This is a genomic window from Sulfitobacter sp. 1A13496, from assembly GCF_043557225.1.
GTDB classification, from domain to species: domain Bacteria; phylum Pseudomonadota; class Alphaproteobacteria; order Rhodobacterales; family Rhodobacteraceae; genus Sulfitobacter; species Sulfitobacter faviae.
This window is the reverse complement of record NZ_JBIFFP010000001.1, coordinates 262389-284873: the sequence shown is the minus strand read 5'-3', so window position 1 is coordinate 284873 and position 22485 is coordinate 262389. Positions and strand designations below refer to the sequence as shown.

23 protein-coding genes are annotated in these 22485 nt (G+C 63.8%); 14 read left to right on the top strand and 9 right to left on the bottom strand.

What is annotated here, in order from left to right:
• Positions 1-18: 18 nt before the first annotated feature.
• The gene (locus ACGYLX_RS01425) at positions 19-1251 is read left to right on the top strand and encodes a mandelate racemase/muconate lactonizing enzyme family protein (protein WP_209218204.1); all 1233 of its coding nucleotides are present in this window, start codon (positions 19-21) and stop codon (positions 1249-1251) included.
• A 224-nt stretch (positions 1252-1475) separates the two neighbouring features.
• On the opposite strand, the gene ACGYLX_RS01420 is transcribed toward ACGYLX_RS01425, so the two are convergent.
• Both ACGYLX_RS01420 and ACGYLX_RS01415 read right to left on the bottom strand, forming a co-directional pair.
• The gene (locus ACGYLX_RS01420) at positions 1476-3650 is read right to left on the bottom strand and encodes a thiamine pyrophosphate-dependent enzyme (RefSeq protein WP_394446957.1); all 2175 of its coding nucleotides are present in this window, start codon (positions 3648-3650) and stop codon (positions 1476-1478) included.
• A gap of 129 nt (positions 3651-3779) precedes the next feature.
• The gene (locus ACGYLX_RS01415; RefSeq protein WP_067263620.1) at positions 3780-5003 is read right to left on the bottom strand and encodes an acyl-CoA dehydrogenase; all 1224 of its coding nucleotides are present in this window, start codon (positions 5001-5003) and stop codon (positions 3780-3782) included.
• A 97-nt stretch (positions 5004-5100) separates the two neighbouring features.
• Between ACGYLX_RS01415 and ACGYLX_RS01410 the strand changes: the two genes are divergently transcribed.
• Both ACGYLX_RS01410 and ACGYLX_RS01405 read left to right on the top strand, forming a co-directional pair.
• The gene (locus tag ACGYLX_RS01410; RefSeq protein ID WP_394446955.1) at positions 5101-6000 is read left to right on the top strand and encodes a LysR substrate-binding domain-containing protein; all 900 of its coding nucleotides are present in this window, start codon (positions 5101-5103) and stop codon (positions 5998-6000) included.
• An 86-nt stretch (positions 6001-6086) separates the two neighbouring features.
• Positions 6087-6419 carry a hypothetical protein gene (locus ACGYLX_RS01405; RefSeq protein WP_394440315.1) on the top strand — a complete coding sequence of 111 codons (333 nt, stop codon included), beginning with the start codon at positions 6087-6089 and terminating at the stop codon, positions 6417-6419.
• A gap of 70 nt (positions 6420-6489) precedes the next feature.
• On the opposite strand, the gene ACGYLX_RS01400 is transcribed toward ACGYLX_RS01405, so the two are convergent.
• On the bottom strand, positions 6490-6903 hold the full coding sequence (locus tag ACGYLX_RS01400; RefSeq protein WP_394446953.1) for a VOC family protein: 414 nt from the start codon (positions 6901-6903) through the stop codon (positions 6490-6492).
• Positions 6904-7082: 179 nt separating this feature from the next.
• Positions 7083-8642 carry a bifunctional metallophosphatase/5'-nucleotidase gene (locus ACGYLX_RS01395; protein ID WP_394446950.1) on the bottom strand — a complete coding sequence of 520 codons (1560 nt, stop codon included), beginning with the start codon at positions 8640-8642 and terminating at the stop codon, positions 7083-7085.
• A 130-nt stretch (positions 8643-8772) separates the two neighbouring features.
• Between ACGYLX_RS01395 and ACGYLX_RS01390 the strand changes: the two genes are divergently transcribed.
• Genes ACGYLX_RS01390 through arsC form a run of 3 tightly spaced genes read left to right on the top strand, consistent with a single transcriptional unit; the run spans position 8773 to position 10501 of the window.
• Positions 8773-9123 (top strand): DUF952 domain-containing protein, encoded by a 351-nt coding sequence (locus ACGYLX_RS01390; RefSeq protein WP_394446948.1) that lies wholly within the window; start codon positions 8773-8775, stop codon positions 9121-9123.
• Positions 9120-10163, top strand: a complete 1044-nt coding sequence (locus ACGYLX_RS01385; protein WP_394446947.1) for a quinone-dependent dihydroorotate dehydrogenase — start codon at positions 9120-9122, stop codon at positions 10161-10163. Before ACGYLX_RS01390 ends, ACGYLX_RS01385 begins: the two co-directional genes overlap by 4 nt.
• Positions 10160-10501 carry an arsenate reductase (glutaredoxin) gene (arsC, locus tag ACGYLX_RS01380; protein WP_394446945.1) on the top strand — a complete coding sequence of 114 codons (342 nt, stop codon included), beginning with the start codon at positions 10160-10162 and terminating at the stop codon, positions 10499-10501. Before ACGYLX_RS01385 ends, arsC begins: the two co-directional genes overlap by 4 nt.
• Here arsC and ACGYLX_RS01375 read toward each other — a convergent pair.
• From ACGYLX_RS01375 to ACGYLX_RS01365, 3 genes are read right to left on the bottom strand one after another with little or no spacing between them, the layout of a single operon-like run.
• A complete protein-coding gene (locus ACGYLX_RS01375) occupies positions 10498-11850 on the bottom strand; it encodes an MATE family efflux transporter (RefSeq protein ID WP_394448066.1) in 1353 nt (450 codons plus the stop codon). The two genes, arsC and ACGYLX_RS01375, sit on opposite strands and share 4 nt — an antisense overlap.
• Positions 11851-11872: 22 nt before the next feature.
• Positions 11873-12385 carry a PaaI family thioesterase gene (locus ACGYLX_RS01370; RefSeq protein WP_209218213.1) on the bottom strand — a complete coding sequence of 171 codons (513 nt, stop codon included), beginning with the start codon at positions 12383-12385 and terminating at the stop codon, positions 11873-11875.
• Entirely contained in the window at positions 12382-12804 is a 423-nt protein-coding gene (locus ACGYLX_RS01365; RefSeq protein WP_067261213.1) for a PaaI family thioesterase, read from the bottom strand. Before ACGYLX_RS01365 ends, ACGYLX_RS01370 begins: the two co-directional genes overlap by 4 nt.
• Before the next feature lie 118 nt (positions 12805-12922).
• Between ACGYLX_RS01365 and ACGYLX_RS01360 the strand changes: the two genes are divergently transcribed.
• A complete protein-coding gene (locus ACGYLX_RS01360; RefSeq protein ID WP_209218215.1) occupies positions 12923-13303 on the top strand; it encodes a MerR family DNA-binding transcriptional regulator in 381 nt (126 codons plus the stop codon).
• A gap of 9 nt (positions 13304-13312) precedes the next feature.
• Here ACGYLX_RS01360 and ACGYLX_RS01355 read toward each other — a convergent pair whose 3' ends face one another.
• A complete protein-coding gene (locus ACGYLX_RS01355; RefSeq protein WP_271688094.1) occupies positions 13313-13537 on the bottom strand; it encodes a hypothetical protein in 225 nt (74 codons plus the stop codon).
• Positions 13538-13636: 99 nt separating this feature from the next.
• Complete coding sequence (locus ACGYLX_RS01350) at positions 13637-14398, bottom strand: LuxR C-terminal-related transcriptional regulator (RefSeq protein ID WP_394446943.1); 762 nt, start codon at positions 14396-14398, stop codon at positions 13637-13639.
• 185 nt (positions 14399-14583) lie between these two features.
• On the opposite strand from ACGYLX_RS01350, the gene ACGYLX_RS01345 reads away from it, so the two are divergent.
• The 7 genes from ACGYLX_RS01345 to ACGYLX_RS01315 all read left to right on the top strand — a co-directional run bounded on the left by ACGYLX_RS01345 (position 14584) and on the right by ACGYLX_RS01315 (position 22479).
• Complete coding sequence (locus ACGYLX_RS01345; RefSeq protein WP_067261195.1) at positions 14584-14985, top strand: MerR family DNA-binding transcriptional regulator; 402 nt, start codon at positions 14584-14586, stop codon at positions 14983-14985.
• Between the two features lie 52 nt (positions 14986-15037).
• A complete protein-coding gene (locus ACGYLX_RS01340; protein WP_394446941.1) occupies positions 15038-16819 on the top strand; it encodes an acyl-CoA dehydrogenase C-terminal domain-containing protein in 1782 nt (593 codons plus the stop codon).
• 50 nt (positions 16820-16869) lie between these two features.
• The gene (locus tag ACGYLX_RS01335; RefSeq protein WP_067261198.1) at positions 16870-17082 is read left to right on the top strand and encodes a hypothetical protein; all 213 of its coding nucleotides are present in this window, start codon (positions 16870-16872) and stop codon (positions 17080-17082) included.
• Positions 17083-17105: 23 nt separating this feature from the next.
• Positions 17106-18254: an acyl-CoA dehydrogenase family protein gene (locus ACGYLX_RS01330; RefSeq protein WP_394446939.1), complete on the top strand. Its 1149-nt coding sequence runs from the start codon at positions 17106-17108 to the stop codon at positions 18252-18254.
• 134 nt (positions 18255-18388) lie between these two features.
• Positions 18389-19027 (top strand): glutathione S-transferase family protein, encoded by a 639-nt coding sequence (locus ACGYLX_RS01325; RefSeq protein WP_394446938.1) that lies wholly within the window; start codon positions 18389-18391, stop codon positions 19025-19027.
• 15 nt (positions 19028-19042) lie between these two features.
• Positions 19043-20257 (top strand): acetyl-CoA C-acetyltransferase, encoded by a 1215-nt coding sequence (locus ACGYLX_RS01320; protein ID WP_209218222.1) that lies wholly within the window; start codon positions 19043-19045, stop codon positions 20255-20257.
• A gap of 20 nt (positions 20258-20277) precedes the next feature.
• Positions 20278-22479, top strand: coding sequence for a 3-hydroxyacyl-CoA dehydrogenase NAD-binding domain-containing protein (locus tag ACGYLX_RS01315; protein ID WP_394446936.1), 2202 nt, complete (start codon positions 20278-20280; stop codon positions 22477-22479).
• The last annotated feature ends 6 nt before the right edge of the window (positions 22480-22485 follow it).

Below are 22485 nucleotides of genomic sequence, written 5' to 3'. Positions count from 1 at the left end.
CAAACGAAAGGGACCGTCATGAAACTGCAAGACCTCGATATCATCGTGACGGCCCCGCCCGCCCCCGGCTGGGGCGGGCGCTATTGGATATTGGTCAAACTGACCACCGACACCGGCATAACCGGCTGGGGCGAATGCTATGCCGCCAGCGTCGGGCCCGATGCGATGCGCGCGGTAATCGAAGATGTCTTTGCCCGTCATATGCAGGGCGAAAACCCCGAGAATATCGAGTTGATGTTCCGCCGCGCCTATTCCGCGGGCTTCACCCAGCGGCCAGACCTGACGGTCATGGGCGCGTTTTCGGGACTTGAGATCGCCTGTTGGGACATCCTGGGCAAGGACCGCGACCGCCCGGTGCATGCGCTGATCGGCGGGCGCACCAATGACCGGGTGCGCGGCTATACCTACCTCTACCCGCTGCCGCATCACAGCATGGCGGATTTCTGGACCTCGCCCGAGATGGCGGCGGAATCGGCGGCGGATTGCGTGGCGCGCGGCTATACGGCGGTGAAATTCGACCCCGCCGGCCCCTATACGCTGCGCGGTGGGCATATGCCTGCGATGTCGGACATCAGCACCTCAGCGGCGTTCTGCAAGGCCATCCGAGAGGCGGTGGGCGACCGCGCCGACCTGCTGTTTGGCACCCATGGGCAGTTCACGACCGCGGGCGCAATCCGGCTGGGCCAAGCGATCGAACCCTATAGCCCGCTGTGGTACGAAGAGCCGATCCCGCCAGACGCGCCCGAGCAGATGGCCAAGGTCGCGCGCGGCGTGCGCATCCCCGTGGCCACCGGCGAGCGGCTGACCACGAAGGCCGAGTTCGCGCCGCTCTTGCGCGCCGGAGCGGCAGAGATCCTGCAACCGGCCCTTGGCCGTGTGGGTGGTATCGCCGAGGCCAAGAAGATCGCCACCATGGCCGAGGTCTATAACGCGCAAGTGGCGCCGCATCTTTATGCGGGGCCGGTGGAATGGGCCGCGAATGTGCAGCTTGCCACCGCGATCCCGAACATCCTGATGTGCGAATGTATCGAGACGCCGTTCCATGACCAATTGATCAAAGGGTCGATCCGGGTGGAGGACGGCTTCATCACCGCCCCCAAAGCACCCGGTCTGGGGATCGAAGTGGATGAGGCGCTGGCCCGCGCGCATCCTTACACAGGCGATGGCCTGCATCTGGAGATGCGCGAAGAGCCTTGCGATTATGTGAATGGGAATAATTTCCAAGGCGGCGCACCGGCGGATAGCCACTAAGGGCCATCGCCTGCCCGGCCCGGAACAAGCCGCAGGCGCCGGGCCATCGCTTGCCCGCTCGTCACGCCAGAGGCGTGCCAGCATTTCAGGGCGCACCTCTGGTGCGACCGGGTAGGCGATCTTGCAACCCGTGCGGCCATTTGCGACCCCGCATCGAACCTGTGCGATAAAGTGGCATGAACAACCCGCGGATCGCCGATCCGCGGGCAGGCGCTAGCCCTCGACTACCCTAATAGCTCCCGCGCCGCCGCCACGATGCCCTCGCGCGAAGGCAGCGTTGCCGCGTAGGCTGGCCCCGTGGCGATAAAACTGTCCTCCGCCGTCAGCCGAGCAAACTTTGCCACACCACGCTCAGCCATCAGCGCCATCAGCGCCTCGGCCTGCCCGCCCGTCCGACGACACTCGTCGACGATCAGCACCGGACGATCCCCGATGGCCTCGATCAACGCATCCTCCGGCAAAGGCGCCAGCCAGCGCAGGTCGATCACCCGCGCATCGACACCTGCCTCGGCCAAATCGCGCGCCGCCTGCTGGCTCAGGTAATGCCCGTTGCCATAGCTCACGATCGCCAGATCACCGCCCGCACCCGTGACCCCGACCTCGTCCAGCCCGATCCGCCGGTCCGGTGCCGGATAGCTGCGCATCCAGCGGCCATCCCCGGCCTCCATCAGGTCGCGCATCGGGTAAAGCGCGATGGGCTCAACAAAGACCACCACCCGCTGCTCTTCCCGCGCCAAACGATGGGCTTCGCGCAGCATCATCGCCGCGTCGTCCCCTGCCGAGGGGCAGGCGATGATAATGCCCGGAATGTCGCGCAATACGGCCAGCGAGTTGTCGTTGTGGAAATGCCCGCCGAACCCTTTCTGATAGCCCAGCCCCGCGATGCGCAGCACCATCGGGTTGCTCCACTGCCCGTCTGAGAAGAAAGGCAAAGTCGCCGCCTCGCCGCGCAGCTGGTCCTCGGCATTGTGCAGATAGGCGAGAAACTGGATCTCCGGCATCGGCACGAAACCGTTGTGCGCCATGCCGATGGCGAGGCCGAGGATGCTCTGCTCATCCAGCAGCGTGTCGATCACCCGACCGGGGCCAAAACGGTTCTGCAGCTTCTGGGTGACGCCATAGACCCCGCCCTTGCGACCTACATCCTCGCCCATCAGCATGGTCTCGGGGTGCGAAAGCATCAGGTCGTGCAGTGCCCAGTTGATAAGCCGCGACATGGGCTGGGGGTTGTCCATCTGCCCCATGTCGCTGCCAAAGGTGTCGGCCCGCATCTCGGCGCTCGGCCCGTTGCTGGGCGCGCAGTCGCGCTTGGACGGCACGAGGCTCGCCATGACGTCCGACGCCGTCCTCAGCCGGGGGCGTTTCACGACCTCGTCAGCCGCCTTCGCGACCGCTTCTTGCGTATCGCGGTAGATCACCAGCGCCTCCTCGGCAGACGCCCCAGCCTCCACCAGCAGCCGCGCGGAATGCAGCAGCGGATCGTTGGCCTCATCCGCCTCCACCTCAGCGCGGGGCAGATAGGAGGTCGCCACATCCGCCCCGGCATGGCCATAGAGCCGCACGGTGCGCAGGTGCAGGAAAGCCGGCTTGCGATGCACGCGCACGTAATCCGCCGCCGCCTTCGCCGCCGCATAGGCCGCGTGCAGATCGAGCCCCTCGCCCTCGAAATACTTCAACCCCGGCCGCGCCGACATCGACGCCTTGATCCATCCCGTCGGTGTCTTGGTCGAAATCCCGATGCCATTGTCCTCGCAAACGAAGAGCAGCGGCAGCGGCACGCCCTGCACGGCGGTCCAGCAGGAGGCATTGATCGCCCCCTGCGCCGTGGAGTGATTGGCCGAGGCGTCCCCGAAGCTGCACATGGCAATGCCGTCGCGCGGCAGGATCGCGTGCTCGGGCCGGTGCCGCCGCGCCATGCCGATGGAATGCGCCGCCCCCACCGCCTTGGGCAGATGGCTGGCGATGGTCGAGGTCTGCGGCGGGATCATCAGCGGGCGCGAGCCCAACACCTTGTGCCGCCCCCCGCTGGTCGGATCCTCGGCAGAACAGGCAAAGCTGAGCAGCATGTCGCGCATCATGTCCTGCCCCCCCGCCTGATCGGCCCGGGCGATCTGGAAGGCCGCATCGCGGTAATGCAGGAAAGCGATGTCATCGACGCGCAGCGCCGCCGCCACCGCTGCCATCCCCTCGTGGCCGGAGGAACCGATGGTGTAGAACCCCTGCCCCTCCTTCTGCATGACGCGGCTTTGCAGGTCGAGCGCCCGGCTCAGCACCTGCGCGCGGTAGAGCTGCTCCAACTGGTCGCGCTCCAGCGCCTTTTCGGAATGGGTGGAATCGGGAAAATCCCCCGCCGCAACGCGACGGAGGAAGTTCTCATGAACGATGGCTACGCGGTCCATGGGGCCTCTTGAAATAGAAATTAATCGCCCTCGGCGAAAGCATGTCGGCCAGAAAGAAAGGCGCCGCCCCTCTTTCTGGCCATAAGTATTTTCGGTGGCCGGGGGGAGTGCCCCCCCCGAAGCCAGTGTTTAGAAAAACGCCTGCAGACCGGTCTGGGCACGGCCCAGGATCAGCGCGTGCACATCATGGGTGCCCTCATAGGTGTTCACCGTTTCAAGGTTCATCATGTGACGGATCACCTGGAATTCGCCCGAGATGCCGTTGCCGCCGTGCATGTCACGCGACATGCGGGCCACGTCGAGCGCCTTGCCGCAGTTGTTGCGTTTGACGATTGAGATCATCTCAGGCGCGGCGTTGGCGGCATCCATCAGGCGGCCCACTTGCAGGGAGCCCTGAAGGCCGAGCGAAATCTCGGTCATCATATCCGCCAGCTTCTTCTGGAACAGCTGCGTTTGCGCCAGCGGCTTGTTGAACTGCTTGCGGTCCAGCCCGTATTGCAGCGCGGCGTGCCAGCAGAACTCGGCGGCACCCATCGCGCCCCAAGAGATGCCGTAGCGGGCGCGGTTAAGGCAGCCGAACGGGCCTTTCAGACCCTGCACGTTCGGCAACAGCGCGTCTTCGCCCACTTCGACACCGTCCATCACGATCTCGCCGGTGATCGAGGCACGCAAGCTAAGCTTGTTGCCGACCTTCGGCGCGCTGAGACCCTTCATGCCCTTTTCCAGCACGAAGCCGCGGATTTTGCCGTCATGCGCCTCGGACTTGGCCCAAACCACAAAGACATCGGCGATGGGGGAGTTCGAGATCCACATCTTGGAGCCGGTCAGCTTGTAGCCCGTGTCGGTCTTCACGGCGCGGGTTTTCATGCCCGCGGGGTCGGAACCCGCATCGGGCTCGGTCAGGCCAAAGCAGCCGATCCATTCGCCCGAGCAAAGCTTGGGCAGGTATTTCTGGCGCTGCTCTTCGGAGCCATAGGCATAGATCGGATACATGACGAGGCTCGCCTGCACCGACATCATCGACCGGTAGCCGCTGTCCACACGCTCGACCTCACGGGCGACGAGGCCGTAGGAGACGTAGCTGCCGCCCAGACCGCCGTATTCCTCGGGGATGGTGACGCCCAGAAGGCCCATCTCGCCCATCTCGCGGAAGATCTCGGGGTCGGTCTTTTCCTCGGCAAAGGCTTCGATAACGCGCGGTTGCAGCTTTTCCTGCGCATAGGCGCGGGCGGAATCGCGGATCATGCGCTCGTCTTCGGTCAACTGGCTGTCGAGGCGGAAGGGATCCTGCCAGTCGAAGGTTCCAAGATCGGGTTTGTCCTTGGCGCGCAGCTTGGGGGCGTCAGCGGTCATGATGCATCCTTTCGGGTGATGTGATTTGCGGCAGTATTGCAAATCGGCGGCGCGAACTCTATCGCTGCTTTGTCCTGAGTTCATGAGAAAAAGTCATATGATCGCGCCGCGCCGCTTCTTGCCTTCGATCTCGGCCCTGCTGTCTTTCGAGGCGGTCGTGCGGCTCGGCACCGCCACGGCGGCAGCGCAGGAATTGAACCTCACGCAGAGCGCGGTCAGCCGTCAGATCAAGACGCTGGAGGAACAGCTGGGCGTGACGCTGATGATCCGTCAGGGCCGCCGTCTGACCCCGACGCAAGCCGGATTGGATTATGTAACGCAGGTGCGCGACATCCTGAACCGGCTGGCGCAGGCCTCGGTCTCGGCCCGGACAAACCCTACGGGCGGCACGTTGAATCTGGCGATCCTGCCGGCCTTCGGGATGCATTGGCTGGCCCCGCGCCTGCGCGATTTCGCGCGCGATCACCCGGAGGTGACGGTGAACCTATCGACCCGGCTGCGGCCCTTTACCTTTGCGGGCAGCCGATTCGACGCCGCCATTCATTTTGGTCATGAAGATTGGCCCGGCGTGCGCTACCTGCCGCTTTTGCCGGAAACGGTGGTGGCGGTCTGCGCGCCCGACCTGCTGCCCGCACCCTTGGAGGATGCACGCGACGTGCGCCATCTGCCGCTGCTTCATCTGGAGACCCGCCCGCGCGGATGGGCGCGCTGGCTGTCCTCGCTCGGGGTGACGGATGAGCCGCCGGGCGGCATGATGTTCGACCAATTCTCGACCATGGCGCAGGCGGCCATTCACGGGCTGGGGGTGGCGCTGCTGCCGACCTTCTTCGCCCGCCCCTACCTGCGCGACGGGCAATTGGTGCTGGCCGCTTCACCGACCACGCAAAGCATCGGGAACTACTACCTCGTCTGGCCCGACGACCGGGATGAGACGGCGGCGCTTGCGTCATTCCGCAGCTGGCTGGCCCAGCAGGCGGAGCCTGCGACGGCAGGATGAGCCGCGCAAAGCTGGCCCAAGTTATGCCGCATTTACCTTGTATGAAACCGGCTAACCCGCCCGCATCGGGCGTTCCAAAGGAGCAGATGATGCTAAGTTCATACCGCAAAAGCACCGGCGCTCTGGCCCTTGCCCTGAGCCTCTGCGCCGCTGGCGCCATGGCCGAAAGCCGCAACGTGCTGATCGTCGACGGCGCCTATTTCCCATCGCTGTCCCATGTGCAGCCGGGCGATCAGGTTGTCTTCACCAATAACGCCACCGGCAGCCATACGATCACCGGCGAGGACGAGGCATGGACCAGCGGCCCGATCCCCGTGAACGGCAGCTACACACTCGACATCACCGCACAGACCCCGACCAGCTTCAGCGGGCAGACTTTGGAAGAGCCTGCTTTCGAAGGGGCGATCAGCTTCGACTGAGCCCGCACCGGTTTCAGCCATTCAAAGCCCCGCTTGTGACAGCGGGGCTTTGTTGTTTCAGCGCTTGGCCTTATTGGGCAAAAACGCGGTCCATATCGGCGAACCCCTTGACCTCGATCGGGTTGCCCGACGGGTCGCGGAAGAACATGGTCGCTTGCTCGCCCGGCTCCCCTTCGAAACGCAGCGAGGGTTCGATCACGAAGTCGACCTCTGCGCACTTCAGCCGCTCCGCCAGCGCCTTCCAATCCTCCATCCGCAGGACGACGCCCAGATGCGGCATCGGCACCATATGCTCACCGACCTTGCCGGTGGCCTCTGTCTTGAAAGGCTCGCCCAGATGCATGGAGATCTGGTGGCCGAAGAAGGAATAATCGACCCAAGTCTCGGTCGACCGGCCTTCGGTGCAGCCCAGCACATCGCCGTAGAAGGCGCGGGTCTCATCAAGGTCGCGGACGTTATAGGCAAGGTGGAAGGGGGTGAGCATAGCGGTCTCCTATTTGGTTACCGCATGTGTATCCCTTGGCGGGAGAGGTGCAAGGGGCTGGCTTGGGGGGGGACGCGCAGCTTAGGCATCCGCCCGGAATCAAGGGCCCTGCCCGGCTATTCACAAACAAAAAAGGGCGCGCCCCGCTGGACGCGCCCTCTCGCTAAGGCCTGAGACCCTTACTTCATCTTGATGCGGCCATCGGTGTAGGGTTTGTAGCTGCCGTTCTTCGCCAGATACTCTGCCGTCACATCCGCCAGATCGGGGCCGAAGTCATAGGCATTCTCGGCGTCCTTGAACATCGCGTAGCCGTCGCCGCCATTGCGGACATAGTTGTTGGACACGGCGCCATAGGTCTTTTCGGGATCAATCGGTTCGCCACCCACCATCACATCGCTGATGCGGCTGCCGGGCTCGGCCTTGGGATCAAAGGTATAGGACATGCCCGCCACCTGCGGGAAACGGCCCGCGCCGTCTTCCAACTGGCTCACCCCGTTTTCCAAGGCTTCGATCAGGGTCGCACCGCTGATCTGGAAGGTCGAGAGCGTGTTCTGGAACGGCAGCACCGTCAGCACCTCGCCCATGGTCACCTCGCCCGCGTCGATGGAGGCGCGCAGACCGCCCGCGTTTGAGATCGCCACGTCGATGCCCTGATCCTTCACCCGGTCCAGCATCGCGTCGGAGACGAGGTTGCCCATCGCACATTCCTGCGCGCGGCAGACGTCACGGCTGCCTTCGATGGTTTCCGATGTCTCGGCCACGACCTTCTGGCGCAACTCCTCCAGCGGGGCGGCGCGTTCGGCCACCAGATCGACCGTCGCCTGATCCTCTTCGACCGAGGCGTCGAGCAGGATCGGATCGCCTGAGATCGCGGTCACCTCGCCCGCATCGTCAAAGGTGACGTTCAGCTCGCCCAGATACTTGCTGTAGGCATAGGCCTGCACGATCGGCACGTCATTGACCATCGTCGGATAAGCGCCCTCGGCCCGTTCCTCGCTGTTGCTCAGAAGCGTATGAGAATGGCCGCCGACGATCAGGTCAACCCCGGTCAACTCCTCGGCCAGCCGCTTGTCGCCCGCCAGCCCGATGTGGGTGAGCAGGATGATCTTGTTAACCCCGCCCTCGGTCAGCGCGTCGATCTCGGCCTGTGCCGCATCCGCTGCGGGAGAGAAGATCACCTCCGCCCCGGGCGAAGAGGTCTCGGGCGTGTCTTCGGCAAGTACGGAGACGATGCCGATCCGCTCTCCACCAACCTCAACCACGGTGGATTTGGCGATCTCGCCCTCCAGCCCCTCGACACCGCTCACGTCGATATTGGCCGACAGGACGGGGAAATCGACCTGTGCCACGAAATCGGCAAGCCCCTCGGGGCCGTCGTCGAATTCATGGTTGCCCACGGCCATCACGTCATAGTCGAGCTTCGACATGAACTCCGCCGCCATGTCGCCCTTATAGCGGGTGTAGAAAAGCGAGCCTTGGAACCAGTCGCCCGCATCCAGCAGCAGGTGGTTCTCGCCCGCGCGTTCACGGGCGGCTTCGATGGCGGTAACCATCCGCGCGACGCCGCCAAAGCATTTGCCCTCGGCGTTATCCTCGGCGCTGCAGGGGCCGTCATATTTGCTGATCGGCTCGAACCGGTCATGGAAATCATTGGTATGCAGAATGGTCAGATTATACTCTGCCGCCGCCATGCCGCTGGTCAAAGCCAGCGCAGCGGTCGCGGTCAGGAATCGTTTCATGATAGTTCCCCTGTTGCTTGTTATGTCGGTATCGTGGCGCGGGGTTTGGCCCGTGTCAAAGGTCATATCACCTGCCCTATGGTCACCCCATGGGTCTTGACCCCGCCCCGTGCGGCGGGCATCAGAAGCCATGCTGATTTTCAAGATATTCCGCGCAGACGAATGGGCTGCGCTGCGCAAGAACGGGGTCTCGGACGGGGCGCCGATCGATGTCACCGATGGCTATGTGCATTTCTCCACCGCCGAACAGGCGGCGGAAACCGCTGCCAAACATTTCAAGGGGGAGGACAGCCTCTTCCTGCTTGCGCTTGAGGCCGACGCTCTGGGCGATGCGCTGAAATGGGAGCCCTCGCGCGGCGGTGCGCTTTTCCCCCATCTCTACCGCCCGCTCAAGATGGAAGACGTGGTCTGGGCGCAGCCCCTGCCGCTGGTGGATGGCGTGCATGAATTCCCCGCAGGATTGGGCGAGGCCAGCAAATGACGCCGCTCTTGGAAAGGCTGGGCCTGCGGGCGCTGCACCGGGTCGATCCCGAAGCGGCCCATGGTCTGGCGATCCGCGCGCTGCGGGCGGGGCTTGCGCCCGCGCCGGGGCCGCAGACCTCTGCGCGGCTGCACACAACGCTTGCGGGGCTGGACCTGCCGAACCCTCTCGGGCTGGCGGCGGGGTTTGACAAGAACGCCACCGCGGTCGCCCCCCTCTCCCGCGCCGGTTTCGGCTTTGTCGAAGTGGGGGCCGCCACGCCCCTGCCCCAGCCCGGCAATCCGCGCCCGCGCCTGTTTCGCCTGACCGAAGACCGCGCCGCAATCAACCGCTTCGGCTTTAACAACGAGGGGATGGAGGCGATCTGCGCCCGGCTTTCGCGCCGCGGCGCGGGGGTGCCGGTGGGGTTGAACCTCGGCGCGAACAAGACCAGCAAGGACCGTGCTGCCGACTTTGCCCGCGTGATGACCGCCGCACGCAACCACGTCGATTTCGCGACGGTCAATGTCTCCTCGCCCAATACCGAAAAGCTGCGCGACCTTCAGGGCAAGGCGGCGCTGTCGGCCCTGCTCGAAGGGGTGATGGATGTGCGCGGCGCCACGCCGGTTTTCCTGAAAATCGCCCCCGATCTCAGCGAAGCCGAGATTGAGGATGTGGCCGAGGTTGCCCAAAATTCGGGCGTTGCTGCCATCATCGCGACCAATACCACGCTTGACCGGACCGGCCTTGCCAGCGCCCATGCAGGCGAGGCGGGTGGTCTGTCGGGTGCGCCGCTGTTCGACCGCTCGACCCGCGTCTTGGCGCGGCTGGCGGGGCTGACGGATATTCCGCTGATTGGCGTCGGCGGGGTGTCGGACGCGCAGACCGCCTATGCCAAGATCTGCGCCGGGGCCTCTGCCCTGCAACTTTACACCGCGCTGGTCTTCGGCGGCCTCGGGCTAGTCCGAGAGATCACCACCGGGCTGGATGCGCTCTTGGCCCGCGATGGTTTTGCCAGCGTGGCCGAGGCCGTGGGCAGCAAACGCGAGGATTGGCTATGATCACCCTATGGCACAACCCGCGCTGTTCAAAATCGCGGCAGGCGCTGGCCCTGATCGAAGCGGCGGGGGTGGAAGTAACACTCCGCCGCTACCTCGAAGATGCGCCGACACGGGATGAGGTCATCGCCGCCCGCGACGCCCTTGGCCTTCCTGCGATCAAGATGATACGGACGGGCGAGAAGCTGTTCAAAGAGTTGGGCCTGACCAAGGACAGCCCCGAAGAGACCCTGATCGACGCTATGGCCGCCCATCCGATCCTGATCGAACGCCCCATCGCCTTTAGCACTGGCCGCGCCGTGATCGGCCGCCCGCCCGAAGCGGTGCAGGCGCTGCTCTAGCCCGCCGCGCGCTCCAATGCCGGATAGCGCAGCGCCAAGGTGATGCCGCGCACCACGAAGGACACCAGAAGCGATATCCAAAGCCCGTGATTGCCCAGGCTTGGCACCAATGCCAGCGCGGTCACGGCATAGATCAGAAACGACACAAGCATCATATTGCGCATGTCGCGCGACCGCGTGGCGCCGATGAAAATACCGTCGAACATATAGGCCGCACAACCCAGCAGCGGCGCCGCGATCATATACGGCAGATAGACCCGGGCGAGCTCTTGCACCTGCGGGGCCTTGGCCATCAGGTCGATAATCGCGCCACCGCTGACGGCAAAGACCACCGCCAACAGCAGGCTGACCAACAGCGCCCAAGAGGAGGTCAGCACCGCCCCGCGCCGCAGCACATCGCGCTGCCCCGCGCCGTAGGCCCGGCCAATGATCGCCTCGGCGGCGAAGGCGAAACCGTCCAGCCCGTAGGAGGTGATCATCAAGAATTGCAGCAGCACCTGATTGGCCGCCAAGGTCACATCGCCCAATCCCGACCCCATGAAAAGGAAGGAGACAAAGATCGCCTGCAACAAAAGCGAGCGGATCAGGATATCGGTGTTCACCTGCATCATGCGCGTCCAGCGCGGCCCGTCAAAGACCTGCGCCCAATCGCGCCACGCCCCCCCTGCGAAAGCCGCGCGGCAGAACCACAGGCCCAAGGCCGCGCCGCTCCACTCTGCAAGGAAGGTGGCGATGGCCACGCCCTCCACGCCCCAGCCGAGACCCAGCACGAACCACAGATCCAGCAGAATGTTCAGCCCGTTCATCCAGACCTGCAACACCAGCACGGCGCGGCTGCGCTCCTGCGCGATGAGCCAGCCGGTGATCGCATAGATCGAGATCGCGGCGGGCGCAGACCAGATGCGGATCGCCATATATTGCCGCGCCAGCCCCTCGACCTCGGGCGATCCGGGGGCGATCTGGAACGAGGCCCAGAAAAGCGGCCATTGCAGCGCCATCAAGGCCAGCCCCGCCCCCGCGCCGATCAAAAGCCCGCGCGTCAGCAATGCGGCGACCTCGCCCTCTTCGCCATTGCCCGCCGCCTGCGCGGTGAGGCCCACGGTGCCCATCCGCAGAAAGCCGAAAATCCAGTAAAGCGCCGAGAGGATGATCGCCCCCAGCCCCACCGCGCCGATGGGGGCGGCGGCGCCCATCTGCCCCACCACGCCGGTATCGACCGCGCCGAGGATCGGCACGGTGGCGTTGGAGATGACAATGGGAACCGCGATCTTGAGCACGCGGCGGTGGGTCACCACATCGCGCGCCGCCAGCGTGCCACGCTCAACCGCGCGCACCTCTGCCTCGGTCAGCGGCTCTGTCTCTGATTGCGGCTCAGCCACGCCGTTGCGGCATCAGGAAATGGCCCGTGGCCTGCGCGAAAATACGGCTGCGGTTGTCCTGCCATGCCTCGACATGGACGCTGGCATAGCGCCGCCCCGAGCGGTTGATACGCGCCCGCGCATAGGCATCGCGCGGCAGGCCCGACCGCAGGTAATCCACGGTGAAATCGATCGTCTTGGGCAGCCGCGGCAAGTGGTCGGCATCCAGATTGTCCAGATCGAGCGCGCCGCTTTCCATATCTTCCCAGATCAGCCCCCAGCTGAGGGTGATGATCGCGGTCGCCTCAAGAAAGGCCGCCGTGGCCCCGCCATGCAGGGCAGGCAGGATCGGGTTGCCGATCAATTGTTCGGAAAAAGGCATGATGCCGGTCAACTCATCGCCACGGCGCTCGAACTCGATGCCCAGAAAGCGGATATAGGGCACGCCTTCAACCATGGCGCGCAGCACCCCGTCGCGGCGTTGTTTGATGACCTGAACCGGCTCCGGCTTGCGACGTGTGGTCATGTGTGCCCCTCCACGGTAAAAGTGCCGGTCGCCGTGGCGACAAGGTTGTCGGCGTCCTCATCCGTCGTCGTGGCCCGCACGAAGGCGACCGAACGGGTGACGTGATAGCAGGTCGCGCGGGTGATGATCGTCTGCCCCGGGGTGGCAGCGCGTAGATATTCGATCCTGAGATCCATCGTGGCGGTGGCCGCCGGGTTGCTGGGGTGGCTCATCACCGCAGCTCCACAGCAGGTGTCCATCAGGGCCGAGACCGCGCCACCGCTGATCACCCCGGTCTGCGGGTCGCCGATCAGCTTGTCGTCATAGGGCATGGTGATCACGGCAGAGCCATCGCCCAACTCCTGCAACTCCATCCCCAGTGCCATGGAATGGGGCAGCGCCTGAATGAACTGCCGCGCCAGCTTTAATTTGTCGGACATGCAACCCAACCCTCTGCCTCTGGTTTTGTCCTTTATCAGGGCGAGATAGCCAAAGGGCAAGACCGCCTGTTGCGCATCCCCGCGCCTGACCATAGTTTGCCTGAAGGGAGAAGATGCTTTGGACGATGAACGCCTGACATTCAAAGAGATGTGCGCGGCTTTTGACGTGACGCCACGCACGTTGCGCTATTACGAGTATATCGAATTGCTGCAACCACACCGTGAGGGGCGCTCGCGTTTCTATGGTCCGCGCGAACGGGCGCGGATGAAGCTGATCCTACGCGGCCGCAAGTTCGGCTTCGCGCTGGAAGATATCCGCCAGTGGCTGTTGATCTATGAAAAAGAGGGGACCGAGGCGCAGATGCGCACTTGGGTCACCATGGCCGATGGGCAGTTGGAAGAACTGGCCGAGCAGCGCCGCCAGTTGGACGAAGCCATGGCGGAATTGCAAAAGCTGCGCGACGACACCGCCGCGGCCATCGCCTCGGACAAGAGCTGAGCGGCGGGCTCAGCGGCTGTTGCGCTGCGCCAACTGCCCGATGAGCATCTGCAAGTCCGCCGTGATGCGGATGAGATCGGACACCACATCCGCGCTCGCGTCTCCGGCCAGATCGAATGCGCCGTTTTCGATGGTCTCGGACGCGCCTTTCAGCTCTGCAACCACACGCGCGCGCGTTTCTGCCACGGAACCGTTTTCAGCCCCGCTACCTGTCTGCTCTTGTTTTTCTGACATGCCTCGTGCCTCTTTAGGTCGAGCGCCCGCACCTACAGCCCCCACGACGTGGGGTCATGTCACGCAGTCACGCGACAGCGACGCGAGGTCAACCTTGCCCTAGGGCGCGCCCTCTTTCGGGCGGCGGAGCAGCCCCGCGCCGAGCCCGCGAATGGCCGCGGTGGTGCGGTCGTTCACGTCAAGCTTGGAGAAGATGCGCCGCACGATCGTATCGACCGTATGAGGCGAAATCCCAAGTATTTCGGCGATGACGCCATTGCTCTTGCCAGTAGCGATCCACTCCAGCACCTCGACCTCGCGCGGGGACAAGCCGAAATCCCGCGGCGATTGGCTTTCGGCCAAGACGCAATAGCGCAGATGCGCGATTTGGGCGGCGCTGAGAAGCTTATACAGCTCCCCCAGGGACAGCCGCGCCTGTTTCGCGGCAAAGCCCAGCCCCACCACGGCGGAATCCCCGCCCGGGCCATGTACCCTGAGCGACACGCCGTCATTCGGATAACGCCGCATCAACCCTTTCATATAGTGGTCTTCCGCAGCAGTCAGCCGCGCCGTGCGGGCCACATCGGACCAGTAGATCGGCATCACCTGCTGCCGGGCCAGCGCCTCGACCGGGCTTTCGCGCAATTTCTCCACATCCAGAAATTGCGAATGCCACTGCGCCCCCACCGCGCCCATTCCGTCGAACTTATAAAGGATCGCAGGCGCGCCGGGGCTGTCGCCATGATAGCTGACCAGATCAATTCCAAGCCGCTGATAGTAGCCAAGCCCGCAGGCCAGAATGCCCGCCGCGCTTGTGGCGTTCTGCGCACAGTGGACCAGCGCGTCCAGCGTCGTCGGCCCGCTTTGATCGAGGTTTGCCATCTCCCACCCGTTCTGATGCCCAGCGCCATGAGGGCGGCGCACGCCCGCCAGCCTTTCAAACCTAAATGAAATTCCCCTGCGCATAAAGTGACGCAACGTATCACTTACGTCAACGTCAACTCCCATTGTATCAGAGGGGCCAGCCCCCAACTGAAGTCATGAAACGACGATTGGAGAGTGATGAGATGACCGCCGACACGCTGACCATTCGCCAGATGTGCGACGCTTTCGAAGTGACCCCCCGCACCCTGCGGTTCTACGAAGCGAAAGAGCTGCTTTTCCCATTGCGCGAGGGCCAGAAACGCCTGTTCACCAAAAGCGACCGCGCCCGGCTCAAGCTGATCCTGCGCGGCAAGCGCTTTGGTTTCAGCCTCGAAGAAATCCGCCAGCTGCTCGACCTGTATCATATGGGCGACCAGCAGCAGACGCAGATCGCCGCGGCCTATGAGATCGCCCGCGCCCGTCTGGCCGACCTCGAGTCGCGCCGCGAAGAGCTGAACGAGGCCATCGAAGACCTCAAGGACCAGTTGAAATGGGGGGAAAAGATGATCGCCTCCATGAACCAACCCCGCCGCGCCGCCGAATAACCCCGGCGACGCCGCCCCTCACATCCATAAAAAGACGACCCGGAGAGCAAAGATGCCCAGTTACACAGCCCCAACCAAAGACCTGCAATTCGTTCTGCACGACGTGCTGAAGGTGACCGAAAGCAAGACCCCCGGCTATGATGAGCTGGAGCCTGATTTCACCTCCGCCATCCTAGAAGAGGCGGGCAAGCTCACCTCCGAAGTGCTCGCCCCGCTGAACGTCGTCGGCGACAAGGAAGGCTGCCGTTTGGAAAACGGCGTCGTCTACACGCCCAAGGGGTTTAAGGAAGCCTTTGAAAAGGTGAAAGAAGGCGGCTGGCCCGGCCTCGACATGCCCGAACAATACGGTGGGCAGAACATGCCCTATGTCCTCGGCACCGCCGTGGGCGAGATGTTCTCCGCCGCGAACCAGGCCTTCACCATGTATCAAGGTCTGACGCATGGCGCCGCCTCGGCGATCCTTGCCCATGGCACCGACGCGCAGAAGGACACCTATCTGCCCAAGATGGTCTCCTGCGAATGGACCGGCACCATGAACCTGACCGAGCCGCATTGCGGCACCGATCTGGGCTTGATGCGCACCAAGGCGGCCCCGCAGGACGATGGCAGCTACAAGATCTCTGGCCAGAAGATCTTTATCTCTTCAGGTGAGCATGACATGGCCGACAACATCATCCACCTCGTGTTGGCCAAGATCGAAGGCGGGCCTGAGGGCATCAAGGGCGTGTCGCTCTTCATCGTGCCCAAGTTCATGGTCACCGAAGATGGGTCTTTGGGGGAGCGTAACGGCGTCTCCGTCGGCTCCATCGAAGAGAAAATGGGCATCCACGGCAACTCCACCTGCGTGATGAACTACGACGGCGCCACCGGCTATCTGCTGGGGACCGAACACAAGGGCATGCGCGCCATGTTCACCATGATGAACGAAGCCCGCGTCGGCGTCGGCATGCAGGGTCTGGCTCAGGCCGAGGTGGCCTATCAAAACGCGCTGGAATACGCCAAGGACCGCCTGCAAGGCCGTGCCGTCACCGGTGCCGTCGCCCCTGAAAAGCCCGCCGATCCGCTGATCGTGCACCCCGACATCCGCCGTTCGCTGATGGACCAGAAAAGCTTTGTCGAAGCGGCCCGTGCCTTCATCCTTTGGGGGGCCACGATGATCGACGCGGCGCACCGCGCTGAGGATAAGGACGCAGATGGCCTCGTGTCGCTGCTCACCCCGGTCATCAAGGGCTTCCTGACCGACCAAGGCTACGACATGACCGTGAAGGCCCAGCAGGTCTACGGTGGCCACGGCTATATCGAGGAATGGGGCATGTCCCAATTCACCCGTGACGCCCGCATCGCACAGATCTACGAAGGCGCCAACGGCGTGCAGGCGCTTGACCTCGTGGGCCGCAAACTGGCGCAGGACGGCGGCAAGCATGTCATGGCCTTCTTCGACCTCGTGAAGGGCTTCATCAAGGACAACGCAGGCCAAGACGCCGAATTCGACGCGGCCTTTCTTGAACCCCTGAAGGCGGCCAGCAAGGACCTGCAATCGGCGGGCATGTACTTTATGCAGAACGGCATGAAGAACCCCAACCACGCGCTCGCCGGGTCCAATGACTTCATGCATATGTTCGGTCATGTCTGCCTCGGCCTGATGTGGGCCAAGATGGGTCTGGTGGCGAAAGAAGCATTGAAGAACGGCAGCGGCGACGCCACCTTCTACGAGACCAAACTGGCCACCGGCCGCTACTATATGGCGCGCCAACTGCCCGCCACGGCCTTGCACCTGACCCGCATCCAATCGGGCGCGGATACGGTCATGGCGCTGGAGGCCGCAAACTTCTAAAACGGGGGGTGGGGGCAAGCCCCCCACCCTGCCCAACACCCGGAGAGACCATGCCCAAACGCTTCCGCCTGACCCGCCGCTTCCCCGTCGCCATGACCGAGGAGGGCTACCGCAGGCTGAAGAAGTTCAGCACCGACGCAGGTCTTGATGAGGGGGAAGCGCTGTCGTTCCTGTTCGAGAATTTCAACTCGGTCATGAACGAGGAAAACCTGATCGCGCGGCTGCGCCTGTTCAACGCCGAACTGGACGCCCGCAAACGCTGAACCCTTGGGGAGGGGGCCAGAAGATGCAGACCAAAACATCCAGCTGGATGACCGAAGAACACCAGATGATCGCCGACATGACGGCGCAGTTCATCAACACCGAATGGGCGCCGCATTTCGAGAAATGGCGCAAACAGGGCCAGATGGACCGCGACACATGGGCCCAGGCCGGAGAGCTCGGCCTGCTCTGCCCCTCGGTGCCCGAAGAATACGGCGGCGCTGGTGGCGACTTCGGCCATGAGGCCGCGATCCTGATCGAAGGCTCCCGCGCCAACCTCGCCTCCTGGGGCCACGGCATCCACTCCGGCATCGTGGCGCATTACATCCTCGCCTATGGCACCGAGGACCAGAAAAAACGCTGGCTGCCCAAGATGGTCTCGGGCGAGCTGGTCGGCGCACTGGCGATGACTGAACCCTCGACCGGCTCGGACGTGCAGCGCATCAAAACTAAGGCGATCCGCGAGGGCAACGCCTACAAACTCTCGGGCCAAAAGACCTTCATCACCAACGGCCAGCACGCCAACCTGATCATCGTGGCGGCCAAGACCGACCCCAAGGAAGGCTCCAAGGGCGTCAGCCTCGTCGTCGTGGAAACCGACAAGGCCGAAGGTTTCCAGCGCGGCCGCAACCTCGACAAGATCGGCCTGCATGCCGCCGACACTTCCGAGCTCTTCTTCGACAATGTCGAGATCCCGCCCGAGAACATCCTCGGCCAAGACGAGGGCCAGGGCTTCTACCAGATGATGCAGCAACTGCCGCAGGAACGCTTGATCATCGGCTGCGGCGCGGTGGGCGCCATGGAAGGCGCAGTGGCGCGCACGGTACAATACTGCAAGGAACGCGAGGCCTTCGGCGGCCCGCTGACCCAGTTCCAGAACACCCGCTTTCAACTTGCCGAAGTGAAGACCAAGACCACTGTCGCCCGCGCCTTCCTCGACGAATGTATCGCGGAACACCTGCGCGGCGAGCTCAGCGTCGACAAGGCGGCGATGCAGAAATACTGGCTCACCGACACGCAGGGCGACGTGCTCGACGTCTGCTTGCAGATGCACGGCGGCTACGGCTTCATGCAGGAATATGCCGTGGGCGAAATGTGGGCCGACGCGCGGGTGCAGCGCATTTACGGCGGCACCAATGAAATCATGAAGGAACTGATCGCGCGCAACCTCTAGCCGCGCGCGGGTTGAAACACCGGCGCAGAGGTATTTGAAAAAGGATGAAGATAAGGCGCCCCCTGCCCCCTTCATCCTTTCACAAATACCTTCCGACATTTCAGCGGGCGCCGACAGAAGAGGAGGAATGACAGGTGACCATACAGCTTTATTGCTTTGGCGAATCGGGCAACGCCTACAAGGCGGCGCTGGCGCTCGAATTGTCGGGGCTCGACTGGGAGCCGGTGAAGGTGAACTTCTTCGGTGGCCAGACGCGTCAGCCCGATTACCGCGCGCAGATCAACAACATGGGCGAGGCACCGGTGATGATCGACGGCGATCTTCGGCTCACCCAATCGGGCGTAATTCAGGATTACGTCGCGGAAAAGACGGGCAAATTCGGCGGGCGCGACGCGACGGAACGGCGCGAAATCCTGCGGTGGGTGCTATGGGATAACCACAAGCTTAGCTCCGTTGCCGGGATGACCCGTTTTCTGATGAACTTCCTGCCCGAAGACAAACGCCCCGCCGAGGTCATCGCCTTCAACCAGGGCCGGCTCAAGGCGGCCTACGGCGTGCTGAACGACCATCTCGACGGCCGCGATTGGATCGCGGGCGACGACATCACCAACGCGGACCTCAGCTGCTGCGGGTATCTTTATTACCCCGAGCCTTTCGGTTTCGACCGCAGCGACTGGCCCCATATCGACGCGTGGCTTACGCGTCTGAGCGAAACACCGGGCTGGAAAGCCCCCTATGATTTGATGCCCGGCAGCCCTGCTGACCGCGCCTGACCCGGAGGACATGACATGACCCAAGACGTATACATCTACGACGCCCTGCGCACCCCGCGCGGCAAGGGCCGCAAGGACGGCGCCCTGCACGAGGTGACCTCGCTGCGGCTCTCGGCCCAGACCCTGAACGCCGTGAAGGAGCGCAACAACCTCGAAGGCCATGCTGTCGAGGACGTGATCTGGGGCAACGTCACCCAGGTGATGGAACAGGGCGGCTGCTTGGCCCGCTCGGCGGTGCTGGCCTCGGACCTTGATGAGCGCATCCCGGGTCTGGCCATCAACCGCTTCTGCGCCTCGGGCATGGAAGCGGTGAACCTCGCTGCGAACCAAGTCAAAGGCGGCGCGGGCAACGGCTATATCGCCGGCGGTGTGGAGATGATGGGCCGCGTGGCCATGGGCAGCGACGGGGCGGCCATCGCCGTGGACCCGACGCTGGCGATGGAGAAATACTTCGTGCCCCAAGGCATCTCGGCGGACATCATCGCCACCGAGTTCGGCTTTTCGCGCGACGAGGCCGACCAACTGGCCATGCAGTCCCAGCAGCGCGCCGCGCGGGCCTGGGAAGAGGGCCGCTTCGACAAGTCCGTCATCACCGTGCGTGACCAGAACGGCCTCGCGATCCTCGACCGCGACGAATACATGCGCCCGCAGACCGATATGCAGAGCCTTGGCGGCTTGAACCCCGCCTTTCAGCAGATGGGTGAGGTCATGCCCGGCTTCGACAAGGTCGCGCTGATGAAATACCCGCATCTGGAGCGGATCAACCACATCCATCATGCGGGCAACTCGTCGGGCATCGTCGATGGTGCCGCCGCTGTCTTGATCGGCAACAAGGAGTTCGGCGAGCAGCATGGGCTGAAGCCCCGCGCCCGCATCCGCGCCACCGCCAAGATCGGCACCGATCCCACCATCATGCTGACCGGCCCGGTGCCGGTGACCGAGAAAATCCTCAAGGACAACGGCATGACCATCGGCGACATCGATCTGTTCGAGGTCAACGAGGCTTTCGCCGCCGTGGTGCTGCGCTTCATGCAGGCCTTCGACGTGGATGACAGCAAGGTCAACGTGAACGGCGGCGGCATCGCCATGGGCCACCCCCTGGGCGCCACCGGCGCCATGATCATCGGCATCCTGCTCGATGAGATGGAGCGCGCCGACAAGGAAGTGGGGCTGGCCACGCTCTGCATCGCGTCGGGCATGGGTGCCGCCACCATCATCGAGCGCGTGTGAGCCGCGAAGGGAGCAAGAGAATGACCGATTTCACAATGAACAAGGATGCCGAGGGCATCGCCACCATCACCTGGGACGTGCCGGGCAAGAGTATGAATGTCATGTCCTTCGAGGGCCTGCGCGATCTGGAAAAGCACATCGACGACGCGCTCTCCGATGAGGCCGTCAAAGGCATCATCATCACCTCGGGCAAGGAAGGCTCCTTTGCCGGGGGCATGGATCTGAACCTGCTGGCGAAGATGAAGGAAGACGCGGGCGACGATCCGGCCAAGGGGCTTTTCGAGGGCACGATGCAGATGCACGCCCTGCTGCGCAAGATCGAGCGCGCGGGCATGGACCCCAAGACCAACAAGGGCGGCAAGCCTGTTGCCTGCGTGATCCCCGGCACTGCTGCGGGCATCGGGCTTGAACTGCCCTTGGCCACGCATCGTACCTTTGCCGCAGATAACCCCAAGGCGCGCATCGGCCTGCCGGAGATCCTCGTGGGCATTTTCCCCGGGGCGGGTGGCACCACGCGGATGGTGCGCAAGCTCGGCGCCATGGCGGCCTCGCCCTTCCTTCTGGAAGGCAAGATGGTTGCCCCTGCTGCCGCGCAGAAGGCCGGGATTATCGACGAGGTCAGCGAAGACCCGATGGCCGCAGCGCGTGACTGGGTGCTCAACGCCAAGGACGCTGATCTGGTCAAACCCTGGGACGCCAAAGGCTACAAGATGCCCGGCGGCGCGCCCTATCATCCGGCCGGCTTCATGACCTTTGTTGGCGCCAACGCCATGGTCAACGGCAAAACCCAAGGCGTCTACCCGGCGGCCAAAGCGCTACTCTCGGCGGTCTACGAAGGTGCGCTGGTGCCCTTCGACACGGCGCTGAAGGTCGAGGCGCGTTGGTTCACTAACGTGTTGATGAACCCGTCGTCGGGCAACATGATCCGCTCGCTCTTCCTCAACAAGGAAGCGCTGGAGAAAGGCGCGGTGCGGCCCGAAGGCGTGCCGGACCAGCGCGTGAAGAAGCTGGGCGTGCTGGGTGCCGGCATGATGGGCGCGGGCATCACGCTGGTCTCGGCGCAGGCCGGGATCGAGGTGGTGCTGATCGACCAGACGCAGGAAGCCGCCGACCGCGGCAAGGCCTATACCGAGGGCTATTTCGACAAGGGCATCGCCCGTAAGAAAGCCACGCCCGAGAAGAAGGCCAAGGCGCTCGATCTGATCACCGCCACCACCGATCTGGAGGCGCTGAAGGGGTGTGATTTGATCATCGAGGCGGTCTTCGAAGACCCCAAGGTGAAGGCCGAGATGACCCAGAAGGTCGAAGCGGTGATCCCCGAGGATTGCATTTTCGCCTCCAACACCTCGACCCTGCCGATCACCGATCTGGCGAAAGCGTCGAGCCGCGCGGAGCAATTCATCGGCATTCACTTCTTCTCGCCGGTCGAGAAGATGCTGCTGGTGGAGATCATCAAGGGCCAAGAGACCGGTGACCGGGCCGTGGCGAAAGCGCTCGACTACGTGCGCCAGATCCGCAAGACCCCGATCGTGGTCAATGACGCGCGCTTCTTCTATGCCAACCGCTGCATCATTCCCTATATCAACGAGGGTGTGCGCATGGTGCAGGAGGGTGTCGAGCCGGCGCTGATCGAGAATGCGGCCAAGCTGGTCGGCATGCCCTTGGGCCCGCTGCAGCTGATGGACGAAACCTCGATCGATCTAGGCGCGAAGATCGCCCGGGCGACCAAAGCGGCGATGGGCGATGCCTATCCGAACGACGACATTGATCCGCTGGTGTTCTGGATGGAAGAAGAGGGCCGTCTGGGCCGCAAGGCCAACGCCGGTTTCTACAGCTACGACGCCAAGGGCAAGCGCGAGGGTCTGTGGCAGGGCATGGGGGACAAGTACCCCGTCGCCGACGAGCAGCCCGAGTTGATCGAGGTGCAGCACCGCTTGCTGTTCTCGCAGACGCTGGAAGCCGTGCGCGCGCTGGAGGAAGGTGTCTTGATGGACATCCGCGAGGGCGACGTGGGCGCGATCCTCGGTTGGGGCTTTGCGCCCTGGTCCGGCGGCCCGCTGAGCTGGCTCGACATGATCGGCGCGCCCTATGCGGCGGAGCGTTGTGACGAGCTGACCGAGAAATACGGTGAGCGCTTTGCCTGCCCGGACCTGCTGCGCGAGATGGCGCAGAAGAACCAGAGTTTCTACGGACGGTTCAACCCGGACGCCAAGGCGGCGTAAGGGGGA